At 65.4% G+C, this 18,912-nt stretch carries 17 protein-coding genes; 2 read left to right on the forward strand and 15 right to left on the reverse strand.

Annotated features, from left to right (window positions below; genetic code table 11):
• Positions 1 to 9 precede the first annotated feature (9 nt).
• From AC50X7_RS11670 to dxr, 8 genes are all read right to left on the reverse strand, one after another.
• The gene (locus tag AC50X7_RS11670) at positions 10 to 1,821 is read right to left on the reverse strand and encodes a proline--tRNA ligase (protein WP_494979151.1); all 1,812 of its coding nucleotides are present in this window, start codon (positions 1,819 to 1,821) and stop codon (positions 10 to 12) included.
• A gap of 379 nt (positions 1,822 to 2,200) precedes the next feature.
• Entirely contained in the window at positions 2,201 to 3,091 is an 891-nt protein-coding gene (locus tag AC50X7_RS11675) for a GNAT family N-acetyltransferase (RefSeq protein WP_494979259.1), read from the reverse strand.
• Positions 3,054 to 4,220, reverse strand: coding sequence for a flavodoxin-dependent (E)-4-hydroxy-3-methylbut-2-enyl-diphosphate synthase (ispG, locus tag AC50X7_RS11680; protein ID WP_104042819.1), 1,167 nt, complete (start codon positions 4,218 to 4,220; stop codon positions 3,054 to 3,056). Before ispG ends, AC50X7_RS11675 begins: the two co-directional genes overlap by 38 nt.
• 35 nt (positions 4,221 to 4,255) lie before the next feature.
• Positions 4,256 to 4,549: a YciI family protein gene (locus AC50X7_RS11685; RefSeq protein ID WP_494979152.1), complete on the reverse strand. Its 294-nt coding sequence runs from the start codon at positions 4,547 to 4,549 to the stop codon at positions 4,256 to 4,258.
• Between the two features lie 80 nt (positions 4,550 to 4,629).
• Positions 4,630 to 5,142, reverse strand: coding sequence for a hypothetical protein (locus AC50X7_RS11690; RefSeq protein ID WP_494979153.1), 513 nt, complete (start codon positions 5,140 to 5,142; stop codon positions 4,630 to 4,632).
• Entirely contained in the window at positions 5,139 to 5,819 is a 681-nt protein-coding gene (locus AC50X7_RS11695) for a MarR family transcriptional regulator (RefSeq protein WP_494979154.1), read from the reverse strand. Before AC50X7_RS11695 ends, AC50X7_RS11690 begins: the two co-directional genes overlap by 4 nt.
• Before the next feature lie 115 nt (positions 5,820 to 5,934).
• Positions 5,935 to 7,266, reverse strand: coding sequence for a M50 family metallopeptidase (locus AC50X7_RS11700; protein ID WP_494979155.1), 1,332 nt, complete (start codon positions 7,264 to 7,266; stop codon positions 5,935 to 5,937).
• Between the two features lie 18 nt (positions 7,267 to 7,284).
• Positions 7,285 to 8,469 (reverse strand): 1-deoxy-D-xylulose-5-phosphate reductoisomerase, encoded by a 1,185-nt coding sequence (dxr, locus tag AC50X7_RS11705; protein ID WP_494979156.1) that lies wholly within the window; start codon positions 8,467 to 8,469, stop codon positions 7,285 to 7,287.
• Between the two features lie 73 nt (positions 8,470 to 8,542).
• On the opposite strand from dxr, the gene AC50X7_RS11710 reads away from it, so the two are divergent.
• Positions 8,543 to 10,012, forward strand: a complete 1,470-nt coding sequence (locus tag AC50X7_RS11710; RefSeq protein WP_494979157.1) for a lipase maturation factor family protein — start codon at positions 8,543 to 8,545, stop codon at positions 10,010 to 10,012.
• Positions 10,013 to 10,037: 25 nt separating this feature from the next.
• On the opposite strand, the gene AC50X7_RS11715 is transcribed toward AC50X7_RS11710, so the two are convergent.
• The 7 genes from AC50X7_RS11715 to AC50X7_RS11745 are packed head-to-tail and all read right to left on the reverse strand — an operon-like array spanning position 10,038 to position 18,058.
• A complete protein-coding gene (locus tag AC50X7_RS11715; RefSeq protein ID WP_494979158.1) occupies positions 10,038 to 10,877 on the reverse strand; it encodes an HpcH/HpaI aldolase/citrate lyase family protein in 840 nt (279 codons plus the stop codon).
• Positions 10,874 to 11,425 carry a MaoC family dehydratase gene (locus AC50X7_RS11720; RefSeq protein WP_494979159.1) on the reverse strand — a complete coding sequence of 184 codons (552 nt, stop codon included), beginning with the start codon at positions 11,423 to 11,425 and terminating at the stop codon, positions 10,874 to 10,876. The genes AC50X7_RS11715 and AC50X7_RS11720 overlap by 4 nt, the downstream gene beginning before the upstream one ends.
• Positions 11,422 to 12,195 carry a CoA transferase subunit B gene (locus AC50X7_RS11725; RefSeq protein ID WP_494979160.1) on the reverse strand — a complete coding sequence of 258 codons (774 nt, stop codon included), beginning with the start codon at positions 12,193 to 12,195 and terminating at the stop codon, positions 11,422 to 11,424. Before AC50X7_RS11725 ends, AC50X7_RS11720 begins: the two co-directional genes overlap by 4 nt.
• 2 nt (positions 12,196 to 12,197) lie before the next feature.
• Positions 12,198 to 12,965 carry a CoA transferase subunit A gene (locus AC50X7_RS11730; RefSeq protein WP_307095681.1) on the reverse strand — a complete coding sequence of 256 codons (768 nt, stop codon included), beginning with the start codon at positions 12,963 to 12,965 and terminating at the stop codon, positions 12,198 to 12,200.
• A gap of 50 nt (positions 12,966 to 13,015) precedes the next feature.
• Complete coding sequence (locus AC50X7_RS11735; protein WP_494979161.1) at positions 13,016 to 14,191, reverse strand: acyl-CoA dehydrogenase family protein; 1,176 nt, start codon at positions 14,189 to 14,191, stop codon at positions 13,016 to 13,018.
• Positions 14,192 to 14,193: 2 nt separating this feature from the next.
• Positions 14,194 to 16,443 (reverse strand): acetyl/propionyl/methylcrotonyl-CoA carboxylase subunit alpha, encoded by a 2,250-nt coding sequence (locus tag AC50X7_RS11740; RefSeq protein WP_494979162.1) that lies wholly within the window; start codon positions 16,441 to 16,443, stop codon positions 14,194 to 14,196.
• 7 nt (positions 16,444 to 16,450) lie between these two features.
• Positions 16,451 to 18,058, reverse strand: coding sequence for a carboxyl transferase domain-containing protein (locus tag AC50X7_RS11745; RefSeq protein ID WP_307095685.1), 1,608 nt, complete (start codon positions 18,056 to 18,058; stop codon positions 16,451 to 16,453).
• Positions 18,059 to 18,198: 140 nt separating this feature from the next.
• Between AC50X7_RS11745 and AC50X7_RS11750 the strand changes: the two genes are divergently transcribed.
• Positions 18,199 to 18,882, forward strand: a complete 684-nt coding sequence (locus AC50X7_RS11750) for an SACE_7040 family transcriptional regulator (RefSeq protein WP_494979163.1) — start codon at positions 18,199 to 18,201, stop codon at positions 18,880 to 18,882.
• Positions 18,883 to 18,912 lie beyond the last annotated feature (30 nt).

Raw genomic sequence — 18,912 nt, forward strand, 5'->3', positions numbered from 1 at the left:
TACTGCGGGTCAGCCGGCGCGGACAGCGTTGACTACGTAGTCAACTGCCTTGTCTACGGCAACGTTCTCGGCTTCGCCGCTGCGGCGGTCCTTAATCTCCACCACGCCGTCCACCAGGCCGCGGCCCACGGCAAGGATGGTGGGCACGCCAAGCAGCTCGGCGTCGCCGAACTTGACGCCCGGCGAGGCCTTGGGCCGGTCATCGAGCAGGACATCAAGGCCCGCTGCTTCCAGGCTTGCTGCCAACTGCTCTGCGGTGGCGAAGATGTCCTCGCCCTTGCCCACAGCCACGACATGGACGTCTGCCGGCGCCACGGCACGCGGCCACACCAGGCCCTTGCTGTCATTGTTGGATTCGGCCAGCGCCGCAACGGCCCGGGTGACACCCACGCCGTAGGAGCCCATGGTCACTGTGACCTGCTTGCCGTTCTGGTCCAGGACCTTCAGCTCCAGGGCTTCGGCATACTTCCGGCCGAGCTGGAAGATGTGGCCCATCTCGATCCCGCGGGCAATTTCCAGGGGGCCGGAGCCGTCAGGAGCCGGGTCACCTTCGTGGACGTCGGTGCACTCGATGACACCGTCCCAGGTGAAGTCCCTGCCTGCCACAAGGCCGAAGACGTGCTTGCCGGCTTCGTTCGCGCCGGTGATCCAGGCGGTGCCGCTGACAACACGGGGGTCCACCAGGTAGAGGAGCTTCGATTCGCTTTCGCTGCCCAGCAGCGGTTGGTCCAGCGCAAGTCCGGGCCCGAGGTAGCCCTTGACGATCAGAGGCTGCTTCTTGAGGTCGTCGTCGTTGGCTGCTTCGAGGCCGATCTCGCCGGCGATCGGCAGGAAGGACCCGATGTTCGCTTCGACGCGCTTCAGGTCCACGCCGCGGTCGCCCGGGAGGCCGATGACCACAAGCTGGCGCTCTCCGGTGGGCAGGGTAACGGCCACCACCACGTTCTTGAGCGTGTCCGCGGCAGTCCAGGCGCCGCCGTCGGCCTCCGAACGGGGGGCGAGCTGGTTGGCGGCTGTCACCAGCGTTTCGATGGTGGGCGTGTCAGGGGTGTCGAGGACCTCCGCGGCAGGAGCAGCGGAAAAGTCGATCTCTGCCGGCGCCACCGTGGTGACGGCCTCCACGTTTGCGGCGTAGCCGCCCGCTGAACGGACGAAGGTGTCCTCGCCGATCTCCGTGGGGTGCAGGAATTCTTCGCTCTTGGAGCCGCCCATAGCGCCGGCGGTTGCGGTCACCGGGATGACTTCCAGGCCGAGGCGTTCAAAGATCCGCAGGTAGGCGCCGCGGTGCGCGGCGTAGCTGGCGTCCAGGCCGGCGTCGTCAACGTCGAACGAGTAGGAATCCTTCATGATGAACTCGCGTCCGCGCAGGAGCCCGGCGCGGGGGCGGGCCTCATCGCGGTACTTGTTCTGGATCTGGTAAAGGCTGAGCGGCAGGTCCTTGTACGAGGAGTAGAGGTCCTTGACCAGCAGCGTGAACATTTCCTCGTGGGTGGGGGCGAGCAGGTAGTCAGCGCCCTTGCGGTCCTGGAGGCGGAACAAGCCCTCGCCGTATTCGGTCCAGCGGTTGGTAGCTTCGTAAGGCTCGCGCGGCAGGAGCGCCGGGAAGTGGACCTCCTGGGCACCGATGTTCGCCATTTCCTCCCGGATGATGGCTTCGACCTTGCGCAGGACGCTCAGCCCCAGCGGCAGCCATGTGTAGATTCCGGGGGCTGCGCGGCGGATGTAGCCGGCACGGACCAGCAGGCGGTGGCTGGCCACCTCGGCGTCGACGGGGTCTTCACGCAGGGTGCGAAGGAAGAGCTGGGACAGTCTTGTAACCACGGGCGGGTATCCGTTTCTGGGGAGGTGCTGGAGCAACAGCAGGCCGGGCAATTCGTCTGCGTACTAATCTACCGGCAAGCGCAGTAGAGCCACGCCCGGGAATACAAAGCCCCTGGCCCCCCAAAAGGGCTGGTCATTGCATCCGGGCGTGGCTCAACGCCGTTATCGCTTAAGTACTGGTGAGGAGTGGTGAGACCGCCCACGCCACTGCAGCGCAGCTAGATCGAACCTAAGTGATGGCGGCCACAATTGACAAGTATTCCTTCTATCAGGACGTAGATCAGCGACAGATCCAGGCTGGTTTTAGTTCACCGGCTGATTAAATTTAGGGCCCGCCGGGCCGGAGCACCCGGGGGCAGCGGAGACGGCTATGGCACCACTAGAACAGCACCGTAGCGAACGTGCCCACCTGCCGGAAGCCGACCCGCTCATAGGTGGCACGGGCGCGCAGGTTGAAGCCATTGACGTAAAGGCTGGTGACGGGAGCGATCTTCCTTGCCTGCTCCACAACGGCGGCCATGTATGCGGAGCTGAGGCCCTGGCCCCGGTAGAGCGGATTCATCCAGACGCCCTGGATCTGGGTGACCTCCGGCGTGACCGCACCCAGCTCGGCTTTGAACACCACCTCGCGGGCATTGTTGAGGTGAACCAGGGAATGGCCCTGGCGGATCAGTCCTTCCACCCGCCGGCTGTAAAATTCCCTGCCGCCCAGAAAAGGGGAATATCCCACTTCTTCTTCGAACATGGCGGCGCAGGCAGGAAGGATGCGGTCGAAGTCGGCAAGGTTTCCCGGCCCAAGGCCGGGGTCCGGTTGGATCGACGGCGGGCCCTCGATGGTCATCAGGGGCTGCTCGGCGCGGACTTCGTGCGCCCGGTGGCCCAATTCCACAAGTTCAGCATGGAGGGCTAGAACGGACTGGGCCGGGCCGAACGCGGAGGCGTAACGGCGTCCGGACGCATTGGCCGCCTCGGCGACGGCCCCGGCAAACTCCGGGTCAAGCTGGACCGGAACCAGGTTGGCCCCTGCCCAGCACGCACCCACCAGGACGCCATCGTCGAAGACGCCAATGACGCCGGCGCCGCCGCTCGTGGGTGCGGCAGTACCGGCAGCTTGCAGGTGCGCGAGGATAAATACATTGGCCACCGGATCCTGCTGGGCCAGCAGCCGGAGCGCAGCAGTATTCGTTCCGTCCAGGGTACGGACGGAAATTCCCGGGGGGTCGGGGACGTCCTTACGAGACGCTAACCACGGGGCTACCCTTGACAGCATCTTCGCCATCGGCCTCCCCCATCTCTTCCGCGATACGCATGGCCTCCTCGATCAGTGTCTCAACAATCTGGCTCTCTGGCACAGTCTTGATGACTTCACCCTTCACAAAGATCTGGCCCTTGCCATTGCCGGAAGCAACGCCAAGATCAGCCTCACGGGCCTCACCGGGACCATTCACCACGCAGCCCATAACGGCCACCCGCAGCGGAATCTCCATGCCTTCAAGGCCGGCAGTGACCTGCTCTGCGAGTGTGTACACGTCCACCTGGGCGCGGCCGCAGGACGGGCAGGAGACAATCTCCAGCTTCCGCGGGCGCAGGTTGAGGGACTGGAGAATCTGGTTGCCCACCTTGATTTCCTCCACCGGCGGAGCCGAGAGGGACACGCGGATGGTGTCGCCGATGCCCCGGGACAGCAGGGCACCGAAGGCGGTGGCGGACTTGATGGTTCCCTGGAATGCCGGGCCTGCCTCGGTCACGCCGAGGTGCAGCGGCCAGTCGCCTTTTTCTGCCAGCATCTCGTATGCCGCCACCATGATCACGGGGTCGTTGTGCTTGACGGAAATTTTGAAGTCGTGGAAACCGTGCTCCTCAAACAGGGAAGCTTCCCAGACGGCGGATTCCACCAGCGCCTCGGGAGTGGCTTTGCCGTACTTCTTCAAAATGCCAGGCTCCAGCGAGCCCGCATTGACGCCAATCCTGATGGAGGTGCCGTGGTCGCGGGCTGCAGCAGCGATTTCCTTGACCTGGTCGTCGAACTTCCGGATATTGCCCGGGTTCACCCGCACTGCGGCGCAGCCGGCTTCGATGGCCGCAAAGACGTATTTAGGCTGGAAGTGGATGTCCGCGATCACCGGGATCTGGGACTTCTTGGCGATGATGGGCAGCGCTTCGGCGTCATCGGCAGAAGGGCAGGCCACGCGCACAATGTCACAGCCGGACGCCGTGAGCTCCGCAATCTGCTGCAGGGTGGCGTTGATGTCCGTGGTGGGGGTTGTGGTCATGGACTGCACGCTGATGGGGAAATCCGAGCCAACCCCTACTGAACCAACCTTGATCTGGCGGGTCTTGCGGCGGGGGGCGAGGACGGGCGGCGGTGCTGAGGGCATTCCCAGGCTGACCGAGGTCACGTGGACTCCTAGAGTTGAAAGGGGCGTTGAAGCGGCTACGCGGCGAAGCCGGCCAGCATGCCGGTAACGGGTGACCATTCGGTGATCCGGGTTCCGGCGATCACCCCGGCAGCGGCGAAGGGGTCCTGCTTGAGGATGGAGTTCAGGGCGGCCTCGTCTGCTGCCTTGAAAATCAGCAGTGCTCCTGCCCCGTCACCGTACGGTCCGCTGGCCAGGATGGCACCGTCCTGCGCCAGGCCCGACGTCCATTCACGGTGGGCCGGACGGGCGGCGCTGCGGGCTTCGGTGGAATCGGCGGCGTAAACATACTCAACGGCAAAAACTGTCATACCGCTACCCTATCGCCCTGCCTGCCCTTGCACCCATCCGGGAAGCCTGCGGGGGCGATCGCGCCCAGTCCCGCCTCTTCCTAGGAGAGGAACAGTACTTTGACCACCGCTGCCGTTCCGGCCGCCCACAGCATGGAGGCCAAGGTTCCGATGATGAAGCGTTCGGCCGCCACGGGCGTTTCCTTCAGTTCCGCGAATCTGCCCAGGCCCTTGATGGCAACGATGTATGCGATGGCCACAGGCTGTCCGGTGAGGATCGCCAGGCACACGCCGAGCCGCTCCAGCACTCCGATTATGGCGCCGCCGCGGAGGATGCGCTGGCTGGGAGCAGGGGTCACCAAAGCGGAAGCACCCGACGACGGCGCGTTGGCTGCGGCTGTCAGCTCGCCATCCACGTTCTGGGCTTCGCCGTGCGCCTCGTCCACAGTTACGTCAGCTGCCGGGTCCTCGGCTGCCCTCCTGGCTTCCCCGGCAGCCTTTGCGGCATCGGCCTTGTCGTCGATGGTTCTGGCGAGGCGGAACACCAGGGCGGTCACCGGCCAACCGGCGAAGCCCGCTACGAGCAGTGCAACAGTGATCCAAAGCGCGGTCACCTGGCTCCTTCATTCTGGGAACGGACAAAGTGGGAGTGGGCGTGATCCAGGAGCATTGCTGCTGCCGGCCTGGCTGCCCATTCTTCCTGCCAGCCGGATCGAAGGACGGCCCGGCTCACCGATTGCTCGGTAATTCCCAGCTCTTGGGCAACGTGCTTCTGGCTGCCATGCCTGCCCTCGCCGCCCTGGAATGCGCGCAGCCGGTCCACCACCCGCCACTGCGCCTCGGTACGCTGCTGGACCACCCTCCCGATCAGGCGAAGCACCGCCTGGGCATTTGCACTGGCCATGGCCCCTTCCTGGGCTTGGGACGGGATGTCCCTGCCACGGCCCATAGTGCCCGGTACCACTGACAACGGAACCTGGCCTGTTGCAGTCTTCGCGAGTTCAACAGCTTTTCGCGCCGCCACGAAGCCGCTTCCGGACCCCTCCCTGGGACTTTCCCCCGGAGCCAGCTGCACGCTGCCGATTCCAATTCCGACGTACCAATGACCACTCCGAAGCGCCTGGAGGGCTACGTCCACCACCTCTGCGGCATGCTCCACGACACCTTGGAGCTCATCACCTACGGAACGTTCGAAGGCGGCAGGCGTGAGATCCCGCAGGGCGGAAATCAGCTCCGGCACCCGGTCTACGTCAGAAGAGCTGCCCCGCTGGTCAATGGTGAGAACGTACATGCCATAACTTTAAGCAGCTGATTCTGGATAATCAATCACCGGTAGCTGATTATTGAATATCAGCCGGAAGAGGCTGATAGGCGGAAAGCACTTGTTCCGTTAAAGAACAGGAAGGTCAGCCGAAGAGGTTCACCGGCTTCACGATATCGGCGTAGATGAGGAGCGCGCTCATGCCCATGAGCAGGGCCGCCACCACGTAAGTCACGGGGAGCAGCTTGGCAATGTCGAAGGCTCCGGGATCCGGTTTGCCGAACAGTTTGGCCACCTGCCGCCGGGCGCCTTCGTACAGCGCGCCCGCAACATGGCCGCCATCAAGAGGCAGCAGCGGGATCAGATTGAAGACCGCCAGCGCGAAGTTCAGCCCGGCAAGCAGTCCCACCAGGGTTGCCACCCGCGACTGGACCGGAATTTCCTCCATGGCGGCCACTTCACCGGCCACCCGGCCCACACCCACTACGCTGATGGGGCCATTGGGGTCGCGTGGTTCCTCGCTGAAGGCAGCCTTCGCCACGCCCACCACACGCGCGGGCAGGTTGAACACCACTCCTGCCACCTGCCGGATATTCTCCCCGGCCATGGGCAGGACGGACGACGCCGGCTGGGCCACCAGTTCCGTCTGCGCACCGATGCCCAGGAAGCCGACGTCCTGGTAGAGGAGGGTTCCGGCGTCGTCCTTCGCCTGCTGGCCATCCGCACCGATGATCGGCCGGGCCGACAGCACGGGAGTCACGGTGGTGGAAACGGGGGCCCCGTCCCGCTCCACGGTAATGGCAACCTCACGTCCGGCCGAGGCCCTGATCCATTCCGTCAGCTGGTCCCAGCTGGTCACGGCCTTGCCATCAAAAGAGGTTACTGTGTCACTGGGCTTAAGGCCGGCCGCGGCAGCGGGCGTCAGCTGGCAGTCTGCTGAATCGGGGTCCACGGTTTCGCCCGCCGCCACCTGGCACTTGGAGACGTCGGAAATGGTGGTGGTGGCTGTGGCCATGCCAAAGCCCATCAGCAGGACCGCCGTCAGCGCCACTCCGAGGACCATGTTCATGGCCGGGCCGCCCAGCATCACGATGATCTTTTTCCACACCGGAAGCCGGTAGAACACCCGGTTTTCATCGCCCGGGCCCACTTCCTCGTGAGCCACGGAGCGTGCTTCCGTTGCCAGGGTCTGGAACATTCCCGTACTGGAGGGACGCACGGATCCGTCGTCCTGGTTGGGCGGGTACATCCCGATCATGGACACGTAGCCGCCCAACGGAATGGCCTTCACCCCGTACTCGGTCTCCCCTTTCCGCCGCGACCAGAGCGTGGGACCGAAACCGATCATGTACTTGGTGACGCGGACCTTGAAAAGCTTGGCGGGCAGGAGGTGGCCCACTTCGTGGAGCGCGATGGAGGCAGCGATGCCGATGGCCACAAAGACGACACCGAGGATAAAAAGGAGAACGGGGGTCATGGAGGTACTTGCTGCTTCCTAGAGACTGCTGACTGCTAAACGTTCGTTGGCTCGTGCGCGTGCCCAGCTTTCAGCATCCAGTACGGTTTCCACCGTCAGCCCGGAGGAGCCTGAATGTTCGCTGAGAACTGCTGCGACAGTGTCCACGATGTCCGTAAACCTGATGCGGCCGGCATGGAAAGCCGTGACGGCTTCCTCGTTGGCCGCGTTGAACACGGCGGGGAAGGTGCTGCCCTGCTTTGCGGCGTCCTTGGCGAGAACAACGGCAGGGAACGCAGCCACGTCCACCGGCTCGAAAGTCCAGGCAACCGCCCGGGTCCAGTCGCAGGCAGCCGCGGCCCTGGGCACCCGGTCCGGCCAGCCCAGCCCCAAGGCGATGGGGAGGCGCATGTCCGGCGGGGAGGCCTGGGCGATGATGGAGCCATCGATGAACTGGACCATGGAATGCACCACGGACTGCGGATGGACCACCACGTCAATGCGGTCCAGCGGCACGTCGAACAGCAGGTGCGCTTCAATGACTTCCAATCCCTTGTTCACGAGGGTGGCCGAGTTGGTAGTCACCATCACGCCCATGTCCCACGTGGGGTGCGCCAATGCTTCCTGCGGGGTGACAGCGTGGAGCTCCTCACGGGTCCTGCCGCGGAAAGGGCCGCCGGAGGCGGTGAGGATGAGTTTGTCCACCTCGGCCGCAGACCCGGAGCGCAGGCACTGGGCAATGGCGGAGTGCTCCGAGTCAACCGGGACAATCTGGCCCGCCCGTGCTGCAGCCTTCACCAGCGATCCGCCCACAATAAGGGATTCCTTGTTGGCAAGGGCCAGCGTTGCGCCCGACTTGAGGGCCGCCAGGGTGGGTGCAAGGCCGATTGACCCCGTAATTCCGTTGAGCACCACGTCCGCCTTGACTTCGGCGATCCGGGTGGAGGCATCCGGTCCGGCGATGATCTCCGGCCGGTAGCCGTGCTTTCCCGCAGCGCCCGCAGCTTCGTCGATCAACGCAGCCAGGCGCCGGGGGTCGCCGCCGGCAATGCCCACAGCCGCTGCCCGGGTGTGCACCGCCTGGCGGGCGAGGAGCTCCAGGTTGCCTCCCCCGGCACTGAGGGCCACCACCTCGAAAAGGTGCGGGGCGCCGTCGACGACGTCAATCGCCTGGGTGCCGATGGAGCCGGTGGATCCGAGGAGGGCGATCTTGCGTGGCTGCATTGCTTAAGTATCGCGCACCATCCTTGACCCGCTGCGCCTTGACCACGGGGTGGCCGGGCGTAACGTGGACTGAGTGGACTGGCTCTCCTGGTTTGACGCGCCGGAATATGAGTTCGCCCGGCAGGTGCTGCAGCGGGGTGTGGCGGCACTGTATTTCGTTGCGTTCCTGTCCTCACTGAACCAGTTCCCCGCGCTGCTGGGCGAAAGGGGCCTCCTGCCCGCACCGGAGTACCTTTCCGGTTTCAGCCGTTTACGCCGGCCAACCCTTTTCCGCTGGCGGTATTCCGACCGGTTACTGCGCTGGGTCTGCGCGGCAGGGCTACTGGTGTCCGCGTTGCTTGTGGCCGGCGTCCCGCAGCAGGGGCCGCCCTGGGTTCCGCTCATTGCGTTTTTGGGCCTGTGGCTGCTCTACATGTCCATTGTGAACGTCGGCCAAACGTTCTACGGATTCGGCTGGGAGATGCTGCTCCTGGAAGCCGGCTTCACTGTCGCCTTCCTGGGATCGAACCAGACGGACCCGCCGCGCACCATCCTGATCCTGATCGTGTGGCTGGTGTTCCGGCTGGAATTCGGCGCGGGCATGATCAAGATCCGCGGCGGCCGGGAGTGGCGCGACCTGACCGCCCTGTACTACCACCACGAGACCCAACCCATGCCTGGGCCCCTGAGCCGGCAGGCACATCTGCTGCCCAAGCCGCTCCATAAAGTCGAAGTGCTGGGCAACCATTTCGCCCAGCTGGTGGTGCCCTTTTTCCTGTTCGCGCCCCAGCCGGTAGGCAGCGTGGCCGCGGCGGTGGTGATCCTCACGCAGTTGTGGCTCGTCGCCAGCGGCAACTTCGCCTGGCTGAACTGGATCGCCATCGTGCTGGCCTTCGCCGCGGTCAGCGATCCGGTGGCGCACGCCGTCCTGCCGGTTATCCCGCTGGACTCGCACGGAGAAGCCGCCGCGGGCAGGGACACTCCCCTGTGGTGGCTGGTGATTACCCTGGCAGTCACGCTGCTGCTGGTGGTGCTCAGTTACTGGCCCCTGCGCAACCTGTTCTCCCGCCGCCAGCTGATGAACGCCAGCTTCAACCGCTGGCAGCTGGTCAACACCTACGGGGCGTTCGGATCCGTAACGAAAAAGCGCATCGAGATCGTGGTGGAAGGCACGCTGGACGAGGACCCGGACGATTCCTCCAGCTGGCGGGAGTACGGCTTTAAGGGCAAGCCGGGGGATGTCCGCAAGATCCCGCGCCAATGGGCGCCGTACCACCTGCGGCTTGACTGGCTGATGTGGTTCCTGCCGCTGCGGAGCGTCCATGAGGAGTGGTTCTACGCCTTCCTCGGCAAGCTGCTGGAAGCGGACCGCCGGACCCTGCGGCTCCTCCGGCATGACCCGTTCGACGGCGTGCCCCCGCATTGGGTGCGCGTGCGGAGCTACCACTACCGTTTCGCGACGCGCAAGGAGTTCCGGGAGACCGGAGACCGGTGGGTGCGCACGCTGCTCCACGAGCCGATTCCACCGGTTTCGCTGCCCCGTTCCAGTGGGCGGAAACGTTAGGCGTGCTCCCTGCGCACCGGAAGCCTTAGGCGTGCTCCCCTGCGCGCCGGATGACGGCCTCGGCGTGCTTGAGGATGGGTCCGTCAATCATCTGGCCCTTGTACTGGAAAACGCCCTTCCCTGCCGCCGCGGCGGCCTGCAGCAGTGCTGCCGCAGCCGAGACTTCCGCTTCCGACGGCGCAAAGGCGCCCCGGACCACTGCAGCCTGGCTGGGATGGATGCATGCCTTGGATCCGAAGCCTGACGCGACGGCGTCTGCAGCCTCCGTTGCCAAGCCCGCCAGGTCCGGGATGTTGGTGTAGACGGCGTCCACGGCTTCCTTGCCGAACGCCCGGGCGGCCAGGAGAACCGAGGACCGGGCATGGAGCGCAACTGCCCGGTAGCCGCCGTCGTCCTTCCGGCTGGAGGTTCCACCCAGTGACGCGAGCAGGTCCTCGGCTCCCCACATCAGGGCCACTGCGTTGGGGGCGGCGGCGATTGCCGGGGCGTTGAGGACGCCTACTGCCGTTTCGCACAGTGCAACCACCTGGTAATGTGCCAAGGCCTCCAGCTGGGCCGCACTCTCGGCCTTCGCGAGCATCACGGTTTTGTACGGGGTATGGGCCAGGCAGTGCAGGTCCTTCTCGAATTCCTCAGTCCCGGCCGGGTTGACCCTGATAATGGTCCGGCTGGGATCCAGCTCGGGTTCGTCACCGGTGGCGCCAAGCTGGGCGAGTATCGCACCCCGGGCGCGCTGTTTGTCGGCAGGGGCCACCGCATCCTCAAGGTCAAGGATGACGGCGTCGGCCCGGGTGGCAGCCTTCTGGTAGCGCTCCGGCCGGTCGGCAGGGCAAAAAAGCAGGGCAGGGCCCATCACAAAGGTCATACCGGTATTGTCCCCTCTCCCGAGCCTGGCTGCCGGGCGTGCGCATCCTGCGTCCACATCAGGCAGCTGCGCTTCGCGAGCGCCACTATTGTGCCGTCCTGGTTGCGGCCCGTGTGTTCCATGGTCACGACTCCCTGGCCGGGACGGGATGCGGAGAGCCGTTTCCCGGTGATCACGGTCCCGGTATAGAGGGTGTCGCCGTGATAGAGCGGATGCGGGAAGGAGACGTCGGTCAGGCCCAGTTGGGCGATGATGGTGCCCTGGGTGAGCTGGGAGACGGACTGGCCCACCATCGTGGCGAGGGTGAACATCGAGTTCACCAGCCGCCGGCCGAAGGGCTGCCCAGCGCTCCAGGCAGCATCCAGGTGCAGGGCCTGGGTGTTCATGGTGAGGGTGGTGAACAGGACGTTGTCCGCTTCCGTAACGGTGCGGCCGGGACGGTGGGCGTACAGCACGCCCTCCTCCAACTCGTCGAAGTACAGTCCGCGCTGCTCAATCACGCGTTGCTCCCGGGTAGTTGGGCCTGTCGAAACCACGTCGCCCGTCATACAGTCAGTTCCCGGTCTTCTTCGAAGAGCTCGGCGCCGGTGGCTGCTGCCACATCCTCCACGGAAACGTTGGGCGCGAGTTCCCGCAGCACCAGGCGCGACCCTGAGGTGTCCGCTACGACGTCGATGACTGCCAGGTCGGTGATGATCCTGTCCACGCAGCCCTTGCCGGTCAGCGGCAAGGAGCACTGCTGGACGATTTTTGGGTTTCCGTTGCGGTCCACGTGCTCCATCATCACGATCACCTTCTTGGCACCGAACACCAGGTCCATGGCGCCGCCCATGCCCTTAACCATCTTGCCCGGGATCATCCAGTTGGCAAGGTCTCCGTTCGCGGCCACCTCCATGGCGCCGAGGACTGCGACATCCACGTGGCCGCCGCGGATCATTCCGAAGGAAGTAGCCGAGTCAAAGAAGGCAGCCCCGTTGTTGACCGTCACTGTTTCCTTGCCGGCATTGATCAAGTCCGGGTCAACAGCGTCCTCCGCGGGGTAAGGGCCCACGCCCAGGATCCCGTTTTCGGAGTGGAGCACCACTTCCACGCCGGCCGGAATGTAATTGGGAATGAGGGTTGGCATGCCGATGCCCAGGTTGACGTACTGGCCGTTGCTGAGCTCCTGCGCCACCCGTGCGGCCAGCTCGTTACGGGTCCAGCCCTTGGCTTCCGACGTATTACGACCGTCACCGGGGGCGTCGTGCTGGGAAGCTGCGCGGCGGTACTCGGGACGGACGCCCTCGGGCCGTGGTGCGTAGGGGCTGTTTGGATCCATGGCTAAGCTCCTGCCGGTTGGGTGAGTGCAACGGTCCGTTTCTCGATGCGTTTCTCGGCGCCGGGGGCCAGCACCACCCGCTGGACGAAGATCCCCGGGGTGTGGATGTGTTCCGGATCCAGCTCGCCCGGCTCCACGAGTTCCTCCACCTCCGCGATGGTGATCCGCCCGGCCATGGCGCAGAGCGGGTTGAAGTTCATGGCGGTGGCATGGAAGACCAGGTTTCCGTGTCGGTCGCCCTTCCATGCGTGGACCAGACCAAAGTCCGGGGTCAAAGCCTCCTCCAGCACATAGTCGACCCCCGCGAAGGAACGCACCTCCTTCGGTGGGGACGCGACGGCGATGCCTCCCTCGGCGTCGTACTTTTGCGGCAGGCCCCCCTCGGACACTTGGGTGCCGACCCCCGCCTTGGTGTAGAAGGCCGGGATGCCGGCCCCGCCTGCCCGGAGTTTCTCGGCCAGCGTTCCCTGCGGGGTGAGCACCACCTCAAGCTCGCCGGCCAGGTACTGCCGGGCGAACTCCTTGTTCTCGCCGACGTAGGAACTGATGGTGCGCCGGATCCGGCCGTCGCGCAGCAGGATTCCCAGGCCCCAGTCGTCCACACCGCAGTTGTTGCTGACCGTTTCGAGCTCCGATGTGCCGGCCCGGTGCAGCGCGTCAATGAGGGACACCGGGATGCCGCACAAACCGAAACCGCCCACGGCCAGCGAGGCGCCGTCCGGGATGTCCGCCACGGCCTCCTCGGCGGTGGCAACAACCTTGTTAATCATCGGTGATCCTTTCAGGCCGGCTACAGTCCCAGTTACTACAGGCCCAAGTCCTACAGACCCAGTTCGCGGGCGATCAGCATCAGCTGGACCTCCGTGGTGCCCTCCCCCACTTCAAGGATCTTGGAGTCGCGGTAATGGCGTGCCACGGTGAACTCGTTGATGAAGCCATAGCCGCCGAATACCTGGGTGGCATCCCGCGCGTTGTCCATGGCCGCCTCGCCTGCGACCATCTTAGCGATGGCCGCCTGGGTCTTGAACGGCTTTCCGGCCAGCATGCGGAACGCCGCATCGTAGTAGGCCAGGCGGGCGGTATGGGCCCTTGCCTCCATGCGCGCGATCTTGAACGAGATCGCCTGGTACTTGCCGATCTGGTGACCGAAGGCACTGCGTTCCTTGGCGTATTTGACTGAGAGGTCCACGCAGCCCTGGGCTGCGCCGGTGGCAAGTGCTGCGATGGCGATGCGGCCCTCGTCCAGGATGGACAGGAAGTTCGCGTAGCCGCGGCCCTCCAATCCCAGCAGGTTCGCTTCCGGGACGCGCACATCCTTCAGTGTCAGCGGGTGGGTATCCGAGGCGTTCCAGCCCACCTTGTTGTACGGCTTCTCCGCCCTGAAGCCGGGGGTGTCGGTGGGGACCAGGATGGTGGAGATCTCTTTCTGGAGGCTGCCGTCCCCGCGTTCCTTTTGGCCAGTCACCGCGGTGACTGTGACCAGGCGGGTAATGTCCGTGCCGGAGTTGGTGATGAACTCCTTGTTGCCGTTGATCACCCAGCTCGTCTTGTCTCCGACGACTTCCCGCCGGGCTGAGGTTTTGGTGCCGCCCGCGTCCGAGCCCGCTTCCGGTTCGGTCAGGCCGAAGCCGGCGAGCGCCTGGCCGGATGCCAGCATTGGCAGCCACTCCTGCTTCTGCTCCCCGGTGCCGAAACGGTAGATCGGCATGGCACCCAGGGATACGCCTGCCTCGAGGGTGATGGCAACGGACTGGTCCACGCGGCCCAGCTGCTCCAGCGCGAGGGCCAGGGCGAAGTAGTCCCCGCCCATTCCGCCAAATTCCTCGGGGAAGGGCAGGCCGAACAGCCCCATCTCCGCCATCTGCTTCACTACCTCGTACGGGAAGCTGTGTTCCTCGTCGTGCTTGGCCGATACCGGAGCAACAACGTTGTCCGCGAAGTCCCGCACGGTGTCGCTGAGGTCCTGGTATTCCTCGCTGAGTTCAAAACCTGCCATGTCTAGGCTCCTTCGCCATTGGATGAATCGATGTTCAGGGGGTGGGTGCCATCTGTGACGGCATGCGGGTGGATGGTGGCCAGGACCTGGTCCGCCTTCACGAGGTCACCCGGCCGGCCGCTGAGGTGGACCGTCCCGTCCAGGGGTGCCAGCAACTGGTGCTCCATCTTCATCGCCTCTACGGACACCAACACCTGTCCGGCCACCACGGCGTCGCCATCGCTGACCGGAACGGACACCACCGTTCCCGGCATCGGTGAGCGAACGGCGGGATCCGCGGCGCCCTCCTCCCGGTGGACGGCAGCGAGCACCCGCTCAAGCCGCGACTCGCGGGTGAGCACCTCCAGCCGGCAGGACCAGCCTGCGTTGCCTAGGAACAGTTCCGCGGGTACCCCGCTGACCGGCGAATCATATGCAGGGGTCGCCGGGCCAGGGAAGACCTGCGCGACAGCATAGGTTGTTGCGCGGCCGTCCAGGGTCAGCACGGCCGCGCGCGGGGAAAGGAACTCCAGCCGCGCCGGGCGTGCGGGTCCGCTGTCCACTGCCACAAGGACAGTACTCCCGGCAGCGGCACCGCTGACGCGGACTGTTGCGACGCCGCCGTCGGGCGTGCCCAAGCTGACCCGCCGGGGTGCCGGTGCTCCCAGCCGCCAGCCATTCCGCGCGTGCCAGGGGCCGGGCGGCAGGGGTGTGTTGTTTTGTTCCTCGGTCGCGACGGCGAGAAGCGCAGCCGCCACCAGTTCGGAATCGGCAACCCGGCGGAACGAGAGGTCCGGCAGTTTGCGCTCTATCAGGCCGGTATCGAGCCGGCCCGCGCGGACGTCGGGATCATTGATGAGCAGCCGCAGGTACTCCACGTTGGTGTCCAGCCCCAGCGCTGTATATCCGGCGAGCGCCACGTCGAGGGTAGCCAGGGCAGCCGCGCGGTTTCCGCCCCAGGCGATGAGCTTGGACATCATGGGGTCGTAGCTGGCCGAGAGTTCCAGGCCCTCCACCAAGGACGAGTCCACCCGCACGACGCCGTTACCGGCAGTAATCTGGGTCGGGGAAGGGGCGCTGGGCCGCCTTGGCCCGCCGGGCAGTTCGTCCAGCAGTAGCAAAGTGCCCGTGGAGGGAAGGAAGTTCTTCTCGGGCACCTCGGCGTACACGCGGGCTTCCACTGCGTGCCCGTTAAGTTCGACGTCGGACTGCCGGACGGTGAGTTCCTCGCCGGCGGCGATCCGCACCTGCCATTCAACGAGATCGATGCCGGTCACCATCTCGGTGACCGGGTGCTCCACCTGCAGCCGGGTGTTCATTTCCATGAAGTAGAACTCCTCCGGCGAATCATCGGAGACGAGGAATTCCACCGTTCCGGCACCGCTGTAATTCACACTGCGCGCGGCGTTGCAGGCGGCCTCGCCGATGCGGGCACGGATCGCGCTGCCCTCGGGGAGCCCTTCGAGCAGCGGCGACGGTGCCTCTTCAATAACCTTCTGGTGCCGCCGTTGCAGGGAGCATTCACGCTCGCCGAGGTGGATGACGTTGCCGTGGTTGTCCGCGAGCACCTGCACCTCGATGTGCCGGGGGGTTGGCACCAGCCGCTCCAGGAACAGGGTGTCGTCGCCAAAGGCGCTTGCCGCCACCCGCCGCGCCGTGGACAGCGTGGCTTTAAGGTCCTCCGGGCGTTCCACCACATGCATGCCCTTGCCGCCTCCACCGGCGGAGGGTTTGATGAGCAGCGGAAAACCAACAGCCTCGGCAGCCTGGACCAGTTGCCCGTCTGTCATTCCCGGTTGGGCCACCCCGGGGACGACGGGAACGCCGTATCCGGCCACATGGTTTTTGGACCGGATCTTGTCCCCCATTATGTTCAGGGCCTCCACGCCCGGGCCGATGAAGGTGATGTCCGCCTGGTCCAGGGCGCGGGCGAAGTCCGCGTTCTCGCTCAGGAAGCCATAGCCCGGGTGCACTGCTTCGGCGCCGGTCTTCCGGCAGGCCTCGATGATGGCCTCGACTTTCAGGTAGCTCTCCGTAGCAGCGGCGGGACCGATACGGACGGCAGTGTCCGCTTCGCGCACGTGCCGGGCGCCGGCGTCGGCATCGCTGTAAACGGCGACCGACCTGATGCCCAGGGCACGGAGCGTGCGAATGACCCGGCATGCGATCTCGCCGCGGTTGGCCACCAGGACTGTGCCGAAAAGGGCATCCTGGTTTGGCGGCGCCGTGACGGCTGTTTCCTGCCGGGTAGCGGGCGAAAGGGGCATGGTCATTGCTGGCTCACATCCTGAAGAGGCCAAAGGAGGTTTCCGGCAGCGGGGTGCGGGACACCACGTCCAGCGCCAGGCCCAGGACGGTGCGTGTGTCTGCCGGATCGATCACGCCGTCATCCCACAGCCGCGCGGTGGAGTAGTAGGGGCTGCCCTGGTCCTCGTACTGCCGGCGGATGGGCGCTTTGAATGCTTCCTCGTCCTCGGCGGACCACTCCTGGCCGGCAGCCTCGTACTGGTCACGCTTCACGGTGGCCAGCACGCTGGAGGCCTGGTTGCCTCCCATCACGGAGATCCGGGCGGCGGGCCACATCCACAGGAACCGCGGCGAATAGGCGCGGCCGCACATGGAATAGTTGCCCGCACCGAAGGAGCCGCCGATCACCACCGTCAACTTGGGCACGCGGGCCGTGGCCACGGCCGTGACCATTTTGGCGCCGTTCTTGGCGATGCCGCCCTGCTCCGAATCCTTGCCCACCATAAAACCGGAGATGTTCTGCAGGAACACCAGCGGGATCCCGCGCTGGTCGCACAACTCAATGAAGTGGGCGCCTTTCAGCGAAGACTCACTGAACAGCACACCATTGTTGGCCACGATGCCCACCGGGTGCCCGTGCAGCCGGGCGAATCCGGTCACCAGGGTGGCGCCGTACTCCTTCTTGAATTCGTGGAAGCGGCCGCCGTCCACCAGCCTGGCGATCACCTCGTGGACGTCGTACGGCGCATTGACGTCAGCGGGAACAGCCCCGTAGAGCCCTGCCGGGTCTTCAGCGGGTTCGACGGCGTCCGCCACCTCCCACGCCGGTGGCGCCGGGGGCGGCAGGGTGGCGACGATGTCCCGGATGATCTGCAGGGCGTGTTCGTCGTTTTCGGCGAGGTGGTCGGTCACGCCGGAGATCCTCGAGTGCACTTCCCCGCCGCCGAGTTCCTCCGGGCTGACGATTTCACCGATCGCGGCCTTAACCAGCGGCGGCCCGCCCAGGAAGATGGTCCCTTGGTTCCGGACAATAACGGTCTCATCGCTCATGGCAGGGACGTAGGCGCCTCCCGCCGTGCAGGAACCCATGACCGAAGCGATCTGGGGGATCTTCGCCGCCGAGAGCCTGGCCTGGTTGTAGAAGATGCGGCCGAAGTGGTCCCGGTCCGGAAAGACCTCGTCCTGCTTGGGCAGGAAAGCTCCGCCGGAATCCACGAGGTAGATACAGGGCAGCCGGTTTTCGAGGGCGATCTCCTGGGCCCGCAGGTGCTTCTTCACCGTCATGGGATAGTACGTTCCGCCCTTGACGGTGGCGTCATTGGAAATCACCAGCACGTGCCGGCCATGAACCAGCCCGATTCCCGCAATGACGCCGGCGCCGGGAGCCTCATCGTTGTACATCCCGTTGGCGGCCAGCGGGGCGACCTCAAGGAAAGGGCTGCCGTCATCCAGCAACTGGTTGATGCGCTCGCGGGGCAGGAGCTTCCCCCTGGCCACGTGGCGTTCCCTCGACTTTTCGGGCCCGCCCAGGGCGGCGTCGGCGAGCTTCTTCCGCAGCTCTTCGGCGAGCGCCAGCTGGGCTGCCCGGTTCGACGCATAGGCCTCCGCTGTTGAGTCGAGCCGGGTGGCAAGGGTCTCCATTGACGGTCCATTCCTGTTCCGATCCGAGCTGCCCGAAGGCAACTCGGTTAGCGGCCAATAACTGAAATTCAGGTTAGTCTGTATTAACTGTGAAGTCCAACACAACCACCCTGGCTAGATCTGCGGTCCGAGGAGGAAATGTGGCCAGCACCAATGCCACCCAGGCCGGCGAGCGCACGTCCTCGACCGGGAGCGGGTCTTCGACCCAGCACGGGCCTTCTACCCAGCGCGGCCAGGCGAAGGAGAACCGCCGGCAGGCGCTGCTGTCCGCCGCGGCTTCGCTGTTCGCCGTCAATGGGTTCAACCGCGTTTCGCTTGAGGACCTCGGGGCAGCTGCAGGGGTCAGCGGCCCCGCCGTCTACCGTCACTTTCCCGGCAAACAGGCGGTCCTCGCCGACCTGCTGGTGACCGTCAGCCAGGAGCTGCTCAACGGCGGATTGGAGGTGGTTGCCCAAAATCCCGATCCCGCATCCGCCCTGCGCTGCCTGGTGGAGTTCCAGGTGGACTTCGCCCTCGGCAAGCCGGACGTCATCCGGGTACAGGACCGGGACTTCAGCAACCTGTCCGAACAGGATCAGTCGGCCGTACGGACGCTCCAGCTCAGTTATGTCGAGGTGTGGGTGGACGTGCTCGCCAAGTTGCATCCGGACACCGAGATCGCGGAACTCCGGATGCGGGCCCATGCCACGTTCGGGCTCATCAACTCCACGCCGCATTCCGTCCGCAGCCACGGCCGGAAAATGGCCGCCCGGTCCGCCCGGCCCCTGCTGGAGCGAATGGCCCTGGCCGCGCTGCTGGTGGAGGTCCCGCAGGACTCCCCCTGAAACCGGAGTTTTTGGACAGCGGACGGGACG

This window comes from Pseudarthrobacter sp. Hb11 (assembly GCF_059383655.1).

Coding starts and splice junctions, on each gene's coding strand:
- AC50X7_RS11675 (WP_494979259.1), bottom strand. CDS start 3,091: ATGCTGTCAAGGGTAGCCCCGTGGTTAGCGTCTCGTAAGGACGTCCCC.
- AC50X7_RS11685 (WP_494979152.1), bottom strand. CDS start 4,549: ATGACAGTTTTTGCCGTTGAGTATGTTTACGCCGCCGATTCCACCGAA.
- AC50X7_RS11695 (WP_494979154.1), bottom strand. CDS start 5,819: ATGTACGTTCTCACCATTGACCAGCGGGGCAGCTCTTCTGACGTAGAC.
- AC50X7_RS11700 (WP_494979155.1), bottom strand. CDS start 7,266: ATGACCCCCGTTCTCCTTTTTATCCTCGGTGTCGTCTTTGTGGCCATC.
- dxr (WP_494979156.1), bottom strand. CDS start 8,469: ATGCAGCCACGCAAGATCGCCCTCCTCGGATCCACCGGCTCCATCGGC.
- AC50X7_RS11715 (WP_494979158.1), bottom strand. CDS start 10,877: ATGACCTTTGTGATGGGCCCTGCCCTGCTTTTTTGCCCTGCCGACCGG.
- AC50X7_RS11720 (WP_494979159.1), bottom strand. CDS start 11,425: ATGACGGGCGACGTGGTTTCGACAGGCCCAACTACCCGGGAGCAACGC.
- AC50X7_RS11725 (WP_494979160.1), bottom strand. CDS start 12,195: ATGGATCCAAACAGCCCCTACGCACCACGGCCCGAGGGCGTCCGTCCC.
- AC50X7_RS11730 (WP_307095681.1), bottom strand. CDS start 12,965: ATGATTAACAAGGTTGTTGCCACCGCCGAGGAGGCCGTGGCGGACATC.
- AC50X7_RS11735 (WP_494979161.1), bottom strand. CDS start 14,191: ATGGCAGGTTTTGAACTCAGCGAGGAATACCAGGACCTCAGCGACACC.
- AC50X7_RS11740 (WP_494979162.1), bottom strand. CDS start 16,443: ATGACCATGCCCCTTTCGCCCGCTACCCGGCAGGAAACAGCCGTCACG.
- AC50X7_RS11745 (WP_307095685.1), bottom strand. CDS start 18,058: ATGGAGACCCTTGCCACCCGGCTCGACTCAACAGCGGAGGCCTATGCG.